At 73.7% G+C, this 12,540-nt stretch carries 10 protein-coding genes; 4 read left to right on the top strand and 6 right to left on the bottom strand.

The annotated features are described in order from the left end of the window. Positions 1-168: 168 nt before the first annotated feature. Both ACIQUR_RS03435 and ACIQUR_RS03430 read left to right on the top strand, forming a co-directional pair. Positions 169-1,038 carry a LysR substrate-binding domain-containing protein gene (locus ACIQUR_RS03435; RefSeq protein ID WP_403658016.1) on the top strand — a complete coding sequence of 290 codons (870 nt, stop codon included), beginning with the start codon at positions 169-171 and terminating at the stop codon, positions 1,036-1,038. Between the two features lie 226 nt (positions 1,039-1,264). Further along, a complete protein-coding gene (locus ACIQUR_RS03430) occupies positions 1,265-2,062 on the top strand; it encodes a trypsin-like serine peptidase (RefSeq protein ID WP_403657458.1) in 798 nt (265 codons plus the stop codon). A gap of 25 nt (positions 2,063-2,087) precedes the next feature. On the opposite strand, the gene narI is transcribed toward ACIQUR_RS03430, so the two are convergent. From narI to ACIQUR_RS03400, 6 genes are all read right to left on the bottom strand, one after another. Then, complete coding sequence (gene narI, locus ACIQUR_RS03425) at positions 2,088-2,813, bottom strand: respiratory nitrate reductase subunit gamma (protein WP_403657455.1); 726 nt, start codon at positions 2,811-2,813, stop codon at positions 2,088-2,090. Next, positions 2,813-3,451 (bottom strand): nitrate reductase molybdenum cofactor assembly chaperone, encoded by a 639-nt coding sequence (gene narJ, locus ACIQUR_RS03420; RefSeq protein WP_403657452.1) that lies wholly within the window; start codon positions 3,449-3,451, stop codon positions 2,813-2,815. Before narJ ends, narI begins: the two co-directional genes overlap by 1 nt. After that, positions 3,448-5,082 carry a nitrate reductase subunit beta gene (gene narH, locus ACIQUR_RS03415; RefSeq protein WP_403657449.1) on the bottom strand — a complete coding sequence of 545 codons (1,635 nt, stop codon included), beginning with the start codon at positions 5,080-5,082 and terminating at the stop codon, positions 3,448-3,450. The genes narJ and narH overlap by 4 nt, the downstream gene beginning before the upstream one ends. Before the next feature lies 1 nt (position 5,083). Further along, the gene (locus ACIQUR_RS03410; RefSeq protein WP_403657445.1) at positions 5,084-8,803 is read right to left on the bottom strand and encodes a nitrate reductase subunit alpha; all 3,720 of its coding nucleotides are present in this window, start codon (positions 8,801-8,803) and stop codon (positions 5,084-5,086) included. 90 nt (positions 8,804-8,893) lie between these two features. Then, complete coding sequence (locus ACIQUR_RS03405) at positions 8,894-10,429, bottom strand: YfcC family protein (protein WP_403657442.1); 1,536 nt, start codon at positions 10,427-10,429, stop codon at positions 8,894-8,896. After that, positions 10,426-10,635 carry a hypothetical protein gene (locus ACIQUR_RS03400; protein WP_403657439.1) on the bottom strand — a complete coding sequence of 70 codons (210 nt, stop codon included), beginning with the start codon at positions 10,633-10,635 and terminating at the stop codon, positions 10,426-10,428. The genes ACIQUR_RS03405 and ACIQUR_RS03400 overlap by 4 nt, the downstream gene beginning before the upstream one ends. Before the next feature lie 317 nt (positions 10,636-10,952). Here ACIQUR_RS03400 and ACIQUR_RS03395 point away from each other — a divergent pair, with 317 nt between their 5' ends. Together ACIQUR_RS03395 and ACIQUR_RS03390 are read left to right on the top strand one after the other, a co-directional pair. Further along, positions 10,953-11,588 carry a hypothetical protein gene (locus ACIQUR_RS03395; protein ID WP_403657436.1) on the top strand — a complete coding sequence of 212 codons (636 nt, stop codon included), beginning with the start codon at positions 10,953-10,955 and terminating at the stop codon, positions 11,586-11,588. An 88-nt stretch (positions 11,589-11,676) separates the two neighbouring features. Continuing rightward, entirely contained in the window at positions 11,677-12,453 is a 777-nt protein-coding gene (locus ACIQUR_RS03390; RefSeq protein WP_403657433.1) for a hypothetical protein, read from the top strand. The last annotated feature ends 87 nt before the right edge of the window (positions 12,454-12,540 follow it).

The following is a 12,540-nucleotide window of genomic DNA, read 5'->3' as shown; positions in this document are numbered from 1 at the left end:
GGTCCGCGTACGGCCGGTCCGCGTGCGGGGCCGGTCCGCGTACGGGGCCGGTCCGCGTACGGCACCCCCATCGTCCCCCGGCGCCGGGTCATCGGGAAACCCGTACACCCCTCTGACTGTCATCGCGATTCACGATGACCGGCCTATCCTGGCCCCATGACCGACGCGGTGTACGACCCCGTCCAGCTGCGCACCTTCCTCACGGTCGCCCAGACGCTGAGCTTCACCCAGGCCGCACGGCGGCTCGGGCTGCGGCAGTCGACCGTGAGCCAGCACGTGCGGCGGCTGGAGGACGCCACCGGCCGGCAGCTGTTCAGCCGGGACACCCACAGCGTGCGGGTCACCGAGGACGGCGAGGCGCTGCTGGGCTTCGCCCGCACCATCCTCCAGGCCCACGAGCGGGCCGCGGCCTTCTTCGCGGGGCCCCGGCTGCGCGGCCGGCTGCGGTTCGGCGCCTCGGAGGACTTCGTGCTGACCCGGCTGCCGGAGATCCTCGAGGCCTTCCGCCACGAGCACCCCGAGGTGGACCTGGAGCTCTCCGTGGAACTGTCCGGCACCCTGCACGAGCGGCTGGACGCGGGCCGGCTCGACCTGGTGCTGGCCAAGCGGCGCGGCCCCGGCGACGAACGCGGCCGGCTGGTGTGGCGCGACCGGATGGTGTGGATCGGCGCCGAGGGCGTGCACCTCGACCCGGACCGCCCGGTGCCGCTGATCGTCTTCCCGCCGCCGGGCATCACCCGGGCGCGGGCGCTGGAGGCCCTGGAGCGCGAGGGCCGGTCCTGGCGCATCGCGTGTACGAGCGGCTCGCTGAGCGGCCTGGTCGCGGCGGCCCGTGCCGGTCTGGGCGTGATGGCCCACACCCGGGGCCTGATCCCGCCGGGCCTGGTCCGCGTCCCGGACCGCGCCGGCCTCCCCGAGCTGGGCGGCGTGGAGTTCGCCCTGCTGGGCACCCCCGACCCCGCCCCGGCCGCCGAAGCCCTGGCGGCGGCGATCCTGTCGAGCGCGGACCGCCTGGGGCCGGGCCGGGTGACGGGCTAGCGCCGTGCCCGTCGCCCGTCCCGTGGATGCCCTCCCGGTTCGCCGCCGCGCACTGCCCCGTCCGCATGGTCCCGCAGACGGTACGACGAACGACGGCGCTCCCACACCCCCGGTTCCGCGCGGCCACCCCGCCGTCGGCTTCCTGTTCGTACGCGGCACTCTGTACCGTCTGAGGTGGTAAGGGCAGGGCGCGCGAGGGGCGCGTGTGGTGGGAGGGTGACGGGTGATGGACCGGCGGTCGGTGGTGACCGGGGCGCTCTGTGCCGCGGCGGCGCTCGCGGCGTCGGCCGCCATGACGGTGCTGGTGCCCCCGCAGACGACCGCCCACCCGCGCAACGCCCGCGCCGGCCTGCCCGACGGGACCGCGGGCGCCCAGGCCCCCACCCCGCTCAAGGCGCCGGCCACGCCCGCCGCCGACCCGGCCGCCCTCGCCGGCGCCCTCTTCGAGCACGGCCTCGACGGCGGCCACCACTGCACCGCCACCGTGGTCCGCAGCCCCGGCCGGAACCTGATCGTCACCGCCGGGCACTGCCTGGCCGCGGGGCCCGCGGGCCAGGACACGGTCTTCGCCCCCGGCTGGAACCAGGGGAAGGCCCCCCACGGCGCCTGGCGCGTCGAGGAGGTCTTCGAGGACCCCCGCTGGTCCGACGACGGGGACGACGCCTACGACCTCGCCTTCGCCCGCCTCGCCCCCGACGCGCAGGGCCGCCGCGTCGAGGACGTGGTCGGCGGCGCCGAACTCGACACCGGCGCACGCTCCGACGAGCCGGTGACCGTACGCGGCTACCCCAGCGACCGGGACGTGCCCCGCACCTGCACCGCCCCCGCCACCCGGGACGGCGACTCACTCCAGCGCTTCGCCTGCGCCGACTTCCCCACCGGCACCAGCGGCAGCGCCTGGATCGCCGCCGACGGCAGGATCATCGGCGTGCTCACGGGCGGGGACACCGACGACGAGTCCACCAGCACCCTGCTCGGCGGCTACGCCCGCGCGCTGTACGACAGGGCCACCGCGGCCCGTTGACGACGCGTCACCGGCGTCCGGGCCGCTACCGGTCCACCCGCTCCCAGCCCCGCCGCGGCGGACGCTGCCCCAACTGGCCCTGGTCCTTCGACCGGTAGACCACGTACGGGCGGAACAGGTACTGCACCGGCGCGCTGAACATGTGCACCAGCCGGGTGAACGGCACCAGCGCGATCAGCACCATCCCGATCACGATGTGGACCTGGAACGTGACCGGCACGCCCTCCATCAGCGACACCTTCGGCTGCAGCGTGAACAGGCTCCGCGCCCAGGGCGCGATCGTCGCGCGGTAGTCGTAGCCCGAGCCGACCGACGAGTTCGCCAGCTTCGCCCACAGGCCCATCACGATCGCGGCCAGCAGCATCACGTACATCGTCTTGTCGTTGCGCGTGGTCGCCTTGAACACCGGGGCGTTGGTGCGCCGCCGGTACACCAGCATCCCGATGCCCACGACCGCCAGCACGCCCGCGGCCGTACCGCCGAACAGCGAGAACAGGTGGTACGTGTGCTCCGACATGCCCACCGCGTCCGTCCACGACTCCGGCACGAACAGCCCCATCAGGTGCCCGACGAGCACGAAGAGGATGCCGTAGTGGAACACCGGCGAGGCGATGTTCAGCAACCGCGACTCGTACACCTGCGAAGACCGCGTGGTCCAGCCGAACTTGTCGTAGCGGTGCCGCCAGAGCAGCCCGGACACCAGCAGCACGAACGCCACGTACGGCAGCACGCCCCACAGCAGCGTGCCCATCAGCCCTCCCCGCTCAGCACCGGCAGCAGCCCCAGGTGCCCGTACGGCGGGAGGCCGTCCAGCCCCACGTCCTCGCGCGGCGGGCCCGACCGGGCCAGCGCCCGTGCCTCGGCCCGGTCCCTGGGGGAGGGGCCGGGCAGCGCCGCGCAGACGGCCGCCACCACGTGTGCGTACGGCGTACCGGTCTCCGTCAGCGCCAGCCGCAGCAGCTCCAGGCCCGCCCGGTGCTCGCGCAGCAGCGAATCGTCACCGGTCTGCGCCGTGAACTCCAGCACCGCCGGCAGGAAGTCGGGCAGCTCCTCGTTGCTGAACTCCAGCCCGTGCGCCCGGTACGCCTCCTTGAACCGCACCAGCGACTCGCCGCGCCGCCGGGTGTCCCCGTCCGTCCACCAGCTCAGGTACAGACAGTGTTTGTTCTTGAAGTCGAAGACCCGCACGTAGTGCGCGGCCAGCGCGTCCAGCGGCACGGACTCGGCGTGTTCGAGGAAGCCGTGCAGCTGGGGCGCGGCGGCCCGCAGCAGCGGCAGCCGCTCCTCGAAGGCCGCGTCGGGGTACGTCAGGCACAGCGCGGCGGCCTGGTGCAGGACCGCGGGGTCGGCGGCCGGGGAACCGGGCCGGATACGGGTTCCGGTGCTCACTTCTCCTCCTCCTTGTCGGCGGTCTGCCGCCTGCGCAGGGCATGGAAGTTCTCCAGGGTGACCAGCGGCAGGGCCTTGCGCCCCGAGTCGCCGCCGAACGCCCCGTCGTCGGTCGGGCCGGTGCCGCCCATGCCGGGCCCGTCGGCGTGGTCCAGGCTGCACGCGTCGGGCACCGCGGACTCCTCCAGCCGCCGGGCGTCACCGACCGCGGCCGTCGGGATCACGTACCGCTCCTCGTACTTGGCCACGGCCAGCAGCCGGTACATGTCCTCGATGTCCTGGCCCTTCATGCCGACCCGCTCCGTCACCGAACTGTCGGGCCGGCGGCCGAGGTTGACGTCCCGCATGTACGAGCGCATCGCCGCCAGCCGGTCCAGCGAGGCCCGTACGGGCTCGGTGTCGCCGGCCGTGAACAGCTCCGCCAGGTACTCCAGCGGGATGCGCAGCGTGTCGATGGCGCCGAACAGGTTCCCGGCGTCCTCGCCGTCGAAGCCCGTCTCGGCGAGGGCGTCCACCACCGGCGAGAGCGGCGGGATGTACCAGACCATCGGCATGGTCCGGTACTCCGGGTGCAGGGGCAGCGCCACCCGGTACGTGCTGATCAGGGCGTGCACCGGCGAGCGCCGGGCGGCCTCGATCCAGTCGTGCGCGATCCCGTCGCGCTCGGCGGCCCGCCGGACCTCGGGGTCCTCCGGGTCCAGGAACACGCCCAGCTGCGCCTCGTACAGGTCCTGCTCGTCGGCGGCGGACGCCGCCTCGGTGACCCGGTCGGCGTCGTACAGCACCACGCCGAGGTAGCGCAGCCGGCCCACGCACGTCTCCGAGCAGACGGTGGGCAGCCCCACCTCCAGGCGCGGGTAGCACAGCGTGCACTTCTCGGCCTTGCCGGTGGCGTGGTTGAAGTAGACCTTCTTGTACGGGCAACCGGTGACGCACATCCGCCAGCCGCGGCAGCGGTCCTGGTCCACCAGGACGATGCCGTCCTCCTCGCGCTTGTACATCGCGCCGGACGGGCAGGACGCCACGCACGCCGGGTTCAGGCAGTGCTCGCAGATCCGCGGCAGGTAGAACATGAAGGTCTGCTCGAAGGCGAACCGCACCTTCTCCGCGGCCTTCTCCCGGGTCTTCACCACCATCGGGTCGGCGCCGCCGTGCTCGGGGGCGCCGCCCAGGTTGTCGTCCCAGTTGGAACTCCACTCCACCTTCATGGGCTTGCCGTCGAGCAGCGAGCGCGGCTCCGCCACCGGGAAGTCCTCGCCGAGCGGCGCGTCGGTCAGGTTGCGGTAGTCGTACGTCCAGGGCTCGTAGTAGTCCTTGATCTCCGGCAGCACGGGGTTGGAGAAGATCGACACGAGCTTCTGGAAGCGGCCGCCGGCCTTGAGTTTCAGCCGGCCCCGTTTGTTCAGCTCCCAGCCGCCGCGCCACCGCTCCTGGTCCTCGTAGCGCCGCGGATAGCCCTGGCCGGGCCGCGTCTCGACGTTGTTGAACCACACGTACTCCATGCCCGTGCGGTTGGTCCACGTCTGTTTGCAGGTCACCGAACACGTGTGGCAGCCGATGCACTTGTCGAGGTTCATCACCATCGCGAGCTGTGCCATGACACGCCCGATGGGGGCTCCGTCACGGGCCATGTCAGTACTCCACCTTCTGCGACCGGCGTCGGATCACCGTCACCTCGTCGCGCTGGTTGCCGGTCGGCCCCAGGTAGTTGAAGGCCCAGGAGAGCTGGGCGTACCCGCCGATCAGATGGCTCGGCTTCAGGATGAGCCGGGTCAGCGAGTTGTGGATGCCGCCGCGGCGGCCGTTGTGCTCCGCCTTGGGCACGTTGACCGTGCGCTCCTGCGCGTGGTGCATGTAGACCGTGCCCTCGGGCATGCGGTGCGAGACGATCGCCCGCGCCACGACCACGCCGTTGCGGTTGACCGCCTCGATCCAGTCGTTGTCGGCGACGCCGATCGCCTCCGCGTCCTGCGGCGACATCCAGATGGCCTGGCCGCCGCGGGACAGGGACAGCATGAACAGGTTGTCCTGGTACTCGGAGTGGATGGACCACTTGTTGTGCGGAGTGAGGTAACGGACCGTCACCTCACGGTTCCCGTCCGGCCCGAGCACCGGCTCGCCGAACAGCCGGTGCATGTCCAGCGGCGGCCGGTACACCGGCAGGCCCTCGCCCAGCTCGTGCATCCAGTCGTGGTCGAGGAAGAACTGCTGGCGGCCGGTGAGCGTGTGCCAGGGCTTGAGGTGCTCGGTGTTCAGCGTGAACGCCGTGTACCGGCGGCCGCCGGACTCGCTGCCCGACCACTCCGGGGAGGTGATCACGGGCACGGGGGCCGCCTGCGTGTCGGCGTACGTGATGTGCTTGCCCTCGTGCTCGGACGCCAGGTGCGCCATCTCCCGCCCGGTGCGCTCCTCCAGGGTGTGGAAGCCCTGTGTGGCCAGCCGGCCGTTGGTGGTCCCGGACAGCCGCAGGATGGTGTTGGCCGCCTTCACCGCCGTGTCCAGCAGCGGGCGGCCGTCGGCCGGGCCGCCGCGGACGGTGCCGTTCAGCGCGCCGAGCGCCTCGACCTCCACGTCGGGGCGGAGCACGATGCCCTTGGCCGGCAGGCCCAGCTCCTCGACCAGCGGGCCGAGCGCGCTGAACTTGGCGCCGATGGCGGTGTAGTCGCGCTCCACGACGGTCAGCTGCGGCATGGTCCGGCCGGGCACCGGCTCGCACTCGCCCTTGCGCCAGTCCAGCGCCACCCCGCCCGGCTGGGCGATCTCGCCCGGGGTGTCGTGCTGGAGCGGCGAGGCGACCAGGTCCTGGCGGGTGCCGAGGTGCTCCCGGGCCAGCTCGCTGAACCGCTCGGCCACGGCCTTGAAGGTCTCGAAGTCCGTCCGCGCCTGCCAGGGCGGGTCCACGGCCGGGGTGAAGGCGTGTACGTAGGGGTGCATGTCGGTGGTCGACAGGTCGTGCTTCTCGTACCAGGTGGCCGCCGGCAGCGTGATGTCGGACAGCAGGGTCGAGGAGGTCATCCGGAAGTCGAGCGACAGCAGCAGGTCGAGCTTGCCCTCGGGCGCCTGCTCGTGCCACGTCACATCGCGCGGCCGCACCTCGGGCTCCGCCTCCTGCGCGTTCAGCGAGGAGTGCGTGCCCAGCAGGTGCTTGGTGAAGTACTCGGCACCCTTCGCGGACGAGCCCAGCAGGTTCGCCCGCCACAGCGTCAGCACCCGCGGCCAGTTCTCCGGCGCGTCCGGGTCCTCGCAGGCGAAGCCCAGCCGCCCGGCCTTCAGCTCGTCCACCACGTACGCCGCCGGCTCCCGGCCCGCCGCCCGCGCCTGCTCGGTGAGGTCCAGGGGGTTCCGGTCGAAGGTCGGGTACGAGGGCATCCAGCCCGAACGTGCCGACTGCGCCAGGCAGTCGGCACCGGTCATCCCCGCGAACCGGCCCTCGCCCAGCGGCGAGGCCAGCACGTCGGCAGTGAACCGGTCGTACCGCCACTGGTCGGTGTTCAGGAACCAGTACGCGGCACCGATCATCTGCCGGGGCGGCCGCGACCAGTCCGAGGCGGCGGCCAGCGTGGCCCACCCCGTCACCGGACGGCACTTCTCCTGGCCCACGTAGTGCGCCCAGCCGCCGCCGTTGCGGCCCTGGCAGCCGGTGAGCTGGAGCAGGGCCAGGAAGGACCGGTAGATGGTCTCGGAGTGGAACCAGTGGTTGGTGCCGGCGCCCATCAGGATCATGCAGCGGCCCTGGGACTCCTCCGCCGTCGCGGCGAACTCCCGCGCGATGCGCACCGCCCGCGCCGCCGGCACCGAGGTGTGGGTCTCCTGCCAGGCGGGGGTGCCGGGCTGGCTCGCGTCCTCGTACGAGGACGGCCACTCGCCCGGCAGGCCCGGACGCCCCACGCCGTACTGGGCCAGCAGCAGGTCGTACACCGTGGTCACCAGCCGCCCGGCGATCCGGCGTACCGGCACGCCGCGGCGCATCACCTCGCCCCGCCCCTGGCCGTGCGTGCCGCCCTCGGTGTCGAAGCGCGGCAGCAGCACCTCCGCCGTGCCCGCGGCGCTGTCGCCGCCCTGGAGCGTGAGGGCCGGCCGGATGCCGCCCAGGTCGAGGTTCCACCGGCCCTTGCCGGACTCCGTCCAGCGGAAGCCCAGGGACCCGCCCGGCACCACCGGCTGCCCGGTGGCCTCGTCCAGCACGGCGGTCTTCCACTCCGCACCCTCGGAGGTGTCGCCCAGGTCGGCGGCGCGCAGGAACTTCGCCGGCACGTACGCGCCGTCGCGCTCGTCCAGCGTCACCAGGAACGGCAGGTCGGTGAACCGCTTCACGTAGTCGGTGAAGAACGGCGTCTGCCGGTCGACGAAGAACTCCTTCAGGATGACGTGCCCCATCGCCAGGGCCAGCGCCCCGTCCGTGCCCGGGTGCGGGTGGAGCCACTCGTCGGCGAACTTCGCGTTGTCCGCGTAGTCCGGCGCGACCACGACCACCTTCTGGCCGCGGTAGCGGGCCTCGGTCATCCAGTGGGCGTCGGGGGTGCGGGTGACGGGGACGTTGGAGCCCCACATCATCAGGTAGGCCGCGTCCCACCAGTCCCCGGACTCCGGTACGTCGGTCTGGTCGCCGAACACCTGCGGCGAGGCGACCGGCAGGTCCGCGTACCAGTCGTAGAAGCTCAGCATCGGCGCGCCGATCAGGCTCATGAACCGGGCGCCCGCGGCGTGCGAGACCATCGACATGGCCGGGATCGGGGAGAAGCCGGCCACCCGGTCGGGCCCGTACTCCCTGATCGTGTGGACGTGCGCGGCCGCGATGATCTCGACGGCCTCGTCCCAGTTCGCCCGCACCAGGCCGCCCTTGCCGCGGGCCCGCTGGTACCGGCGCCGCCGCTCGGGGTCGGCCTGGATGTCCGCCCACGCCAGCACCGGGTCCTTCAGACGGGCCTTCGCCTCGCGGTACATCTCCAGCAGGACGCCCCGCACGTACGGGTGGCGCACCCGGGTCGGGGAGTACGTGTACCAGGAGAACGCGGCGCCGCGGGGGCAGCCGCGCGGCTCGTACTCGGGCCGGTCGGGGCCCACCGAGGGGTAGTCGGTGGCCTGGGTCTCCCAGGTGATGATCCCGTCCTTGACGTACACCTTCCACCGGCAGGAACCCGTGCAGTTCACCCCGTGCGTGGAATACACGACCTTGTCGTGGCTCCAGCGGTCCCGGTAGAAGGCGTCGGCCTCCCGGCCGCCGGTCAGCCGCACGCTGTGGAGGTCGGGCGCGTCCTCGCCGCGCCGGAAGAACCGCCCGGCCTTCAGCAGCACCGCGCCCGGCTCCGATGTGGTGTCCCGCACCCGTACCTCCCCGAAAGGATCAGCCATGATTCACCATAGAAGTGGCATTCACCGGATTCCGCGCGGCGGGGAGGTCGACCGGGGGACGCACCGGCACCCCCGCACCCGCCCGCGCGGCTACCACGCCGCGCCGAGCACCAGGAAGCCGCAGATCAGTACGAACAGGACGGCCAGCAACGGCCACACGAACCGCAGGTACTTGTCGTAACCGACCTTCGCCAGCGCCACACCGCCGATCGTGACCGCGGTCGTCGGCACCCACAGGTTCATCCAGCCGCTCGCCGCCTGCCAGGCCGTCACCACCAGCGACCGCGAGACGCCCGCGAAGTCCGCCAGCGGCGCCAGGATCGGCATCGCCAGCGTCGCGTGGCCCGACGTCGACGGGATCAGGAACGCCAGCGGCAGGTTCACCACGAACACGATCACCGCGAACACCCCCGACGAAGTCCCCCTGACCACGCCCTCGATGGCGTGCAGCACGGTGTCCGTCACCTTGGCGTTGTTCATGATGACCGTCACGCCCCGGGCCAGCATGATGACCAGCGCCGGCGAGATGAAGTCCGCGGCACCCTGCACGATCGTCGCGCTGAGCCGCTGCTCCCCGAGCCGCGCCACCAGCCCCACCAGCACCGCCGCGCACAGGAAGAGGGCCGCCAACTGGGGGAACGACCAGCCCAGTTCGAAGGAGTACGGAGTCGCGTCCGCGTCACCCGACAGCGCGCTCGCCCACGGCACCACCGAGAAGATCATGAAGGCGAAGACCAGCACCAGGACCACCAGCACCGTCCGGTGCAGCCGGGTGAGTTCCGGCTCCTCCGCCGTCCGCACCGCCGCCTGCTCCCGGTCGCCCGGCAGGAAACCGCACACCGACCGCGCCGGGTCCCGCTGCACCCGCCGCGCGTACCGGACCACGTACCCCACCGTCACCGCCGTCAGCACGATCCACATCAGGAACCGCAGCGCGATGCCGTCGCCGAGCGAGATCCCGGCGGCCGAGGACGCCACGCCGGTCGCGAAGGGGTTGACCGTCGAGCACAGTACGCCGATCCCCGCGCCCAGGATCGCGGTCCCGACGGCCACCATCCGGTCGTACCCGAGCGCCAGCATCATCGGCACCAGCAGCCCGTAGAACCCCAGCGTCTCCTCGGCGAACCCCTCCACCGTGCCGAGCAGCGAGAACACCACCATCACACCCGCGATCAGCAGCGCCCCGCGGTCCCGCAGCCGGTGCGCGAGGCGCGCGATGCCCCGGTCCAGCGCACCCGTCGCGAAGACCACCGTGATGAAGGCGCCGATCGCCAGCACGAAGAGGAACACCCCGGCACTGCCGTACAGTTCGCCGGTCAGATCCGGGCCGACGGCGCCCGTCCGCTCGTCCCGGATGCCGTACAGGCCGTTCACCGGGGCGAGGAAGAGGTCGTTCAGCCGGTCCGTGAACGACTGCGTCCCGTCCACCCGGTGGTACGTGCCCTCGACCGGCGCCCCGTCCTCGTCCCGCCGGTACTCGCCGGCCGGGATCAGGAAGGCCAGCAGCCACACCCCGACCGTCACCACCGCGAGCACCGTGAGGGCGCTCGGGAACGTGAACCGGCGCGGCGGCCCCTCGTCGCGGGGCTCCTCCGTCCCGACCGCGGGCCCGCCCGGCGCCGTCACCCGCCACCGCCCACGGCGGGACGGGCCAGCGCCGTACGGGCCAGCGCCGTACGGGCCACGGCGGACGCGCCCGGGGGGCCGGAGGGCGCGGCCCGTACCGGAGCCGGCCCGGCCCGCCCGCGTCCCGCCCGCGGCGCCACCCGCAGGACCGCGGGGTCCGTCCGGAGCCCCGCCACGAGCACCCGTGCCCTGGCTTCGAGTTCCACGCCGCTCACCGCCCTCGACCACGCGTCCTGCGGTTTCCGCCTCCAGTCTTGGACCGCGGCCCCTCCGGCGCCGCGCCCGGCAGGGCCATCGGTGTGAACCGGCACCGGCCGGACCCGTCCCCCGACCGGCCGGACCCCGTCCCCCGACCGGCGGGTCCCCGTCCCCCGACCGGCCGGACCCCGTCCCCCCGACCGGCCGCAGCGCGACCCGGCGGGCGCCCGGCGCGCGCGGGCGCGTATCGATCCCGGCCCGTGATCGTTTCTCCTCCCGGAGCCACCACGCCGTGGTGCGCCCGACCGGACCGGGAGGACACGCGGTGACCGCTTGGCAGTACCTGGCCGGCGCAGGGATCCTGGCCGCCCTCAGCCCGCTGCACGCCCAGCCGGCCCAGGCCGCGGAACCCCCGCCGGACCCCGGCGCGTTCCCGGCCGCCGTACGGCCCGACGCCTGCCCGGAGGAGCCCCCGGCCACCCCGCCCCCGGCCACCCCCGCGCCCCCGCCCCCGGTCACCGTCCCCCCGGCCGAACCGGCACCCGGACCCCCGGCACCCCCGGCCCGTCCGGCCCCGCCGCCCGCGCCGGCCCCGGCACCCCCGCGGCCGGCGCCCCGGCACCTGCCCCCGGCCGCACCGCCACCCGCGCGGCACGCCCCTGGAGCAGCACCGGCCGCCGTGGCACCGGACCCGGCTCCCGAGCCCGCCTACCGCCCCGCCGAAGCCCCGTACCCGGCCCCCGCACCCGCGGCGCCCGCGGCCGTGCCCGAGCGCCCGGCCGCCGCACCGGCACCTCCCGCGCGGGCCTTCCACGTCCGCCCCTACCACCGCTCGGCGCTCCTCCAGCGCCCCGGACCGCAGGGCATGTCCACCATGACCCTGATGGTCGTCGTGACCACCCCGGCGGTCCTCGCCGCCGCGGCCCTGCGCCCCCGCGGCAGGTCGCGCTCCGGCTCCTGACCCGCCCGCCCGGCCCCCCGCCGCGGCCCCGCCCGGCCGCGGCCACCCCCGACCCCGAACCGCCCCGATCCGACAACCGGAGACCCCCGTGTACGAGTGGCTGATCCTGGCCGTCTCCATGGTGCTCGTCTGCGCCGCCGTCCTCGCCTTCACCAACCTGCGCCACCGCAGGGTCGCCGAGGACGAGGACACCAACGAAACCCCCGACGTCATCGAGTACATGACGATGATGGTCGGCGTCGTCTACGCCATCGTCCTCGGCCTCGCCATCGCCGGCGTCTGGGAGGCCCGCGGCGCCGCCGAGGACAACGTCCGCCGCGAGGCCCAGGCCCTCTACGAGGTCAGCCAGCGCGTGGACGTCTACCCCGGGCCCGTCCGCGACCGCATCCGCGACGAGGTGAGCGACTACGTCTCCCACACCGTCGCCGTCGACTGGCCGCTCCTCACCGACGACAAGGCCCCCTCCGCCGAGGGCACCGCGCTCCTCGGCAAGCTGCGCACGGACATCACCCACCAGAGCCCGGCCACCGAGCTCCAGGCCCAGGCCTACCAGCCGCTGCTCGACCACATCGCGACCGCCGACGACGCCCGGCACGCCCGCAACCAGGGCGCGGGCTCCACGCTCCCCGGGATGGTGTGGTTCGGCCTGCTGACCGGTGCCGTCGTCACCATCGGCCTGATCTTCACCCTGCAGATCCGCCGCTCGGGCCGGGAACTGCTGCTCGCCGGCCTGTTCAGCGCCCTGATCGTGTTCCTGCTGTTCCTGGTCTGGAGCCTCGACGCACCGTTCGGCCGGGAGGGCACCGATGCCGCGGCGCCCTTCCTGGACCTGTTCCCGGCCGCCGTCGCGCAGGCGGCCGGCTGACCCGGCCCGGTCGCCGGACCCGGCTCCGCCGGATCGGCCCGGCCGGCCCCGCCGGACCCCGCCGGCCCGCCCGCCGGGTGGCGGCAT

Origin of the sequence: Streptomyces sp. NPDC101132, from assembly GCF_044759225.1 — a bacterium.
Classification (GTDB): domain Bacteria; phylum Actinomycetota; class Actinomycetes; order Streptomycetales; family Streptomycetaceae; genus Streptomyces.
The sequence above is the reverse complement of the archived record's forward strand: the minus strand, read 5'-3'. Positions and strand labels throughout refer to the sequence as shown.